General features: G+C 43.7%; 1 protein-coding gene. It reads right to left on the bottom strand.

Annotated features, from left to right (window positions below; translation table 11 throughout):
• Positions 1-199, bottom strand: a 199-nt coding sequence (locus PZH32_RS13480; RefSeq protein ID WP_275208759.1) for a hypothetical protein, incomplete at its 3' end; no start/stop codon positions are given.
• Between the last annotated feature and the right edge of the window lie 94 nt (positions 200-293).

Below are 293 nucleotides of genomic sequence, written 5' to 3'. Positions count from 1 at the left end.
CCATCATACTCGCATAGTAGGTTTCATACTGAGCCTGCTGCAATCTTGCGTAAAAATTCGCGACTCCAAGTGTAATCTTCTCATCACCGACTGTTGCAACTGTCTCATCTGTATTTATTGTTCCGCATCCTGTCAAAGATGTTGCTGTCAATGTGCCTGCCACTGCAAGCACTGCCAGCCTTTTTGCCAAACGTACCATCTGGTAAATCCTCCTCTTTTTACGTATTTACTTACGCAGCCATACTACCGCTCATTATATCGTGTTTTTTGTTCTATCACAACCCCAAACACAG

It is taken from the genome of Adlercreutzia equolifaciens (assembly GCF_029076695.1).
GTDB lineage: Bacteria > Actinomycetota > Coriobacteriia > Coriobacteriales > Eggerthellaceae > Adlercreutzia > Adlercreutzia equolifaciens_A.
The sequence above is the reverse complement of the archived record's forward strand: the minus strand, read 5'-3'. Positions and strand labels throughout refer to the sequence as shown.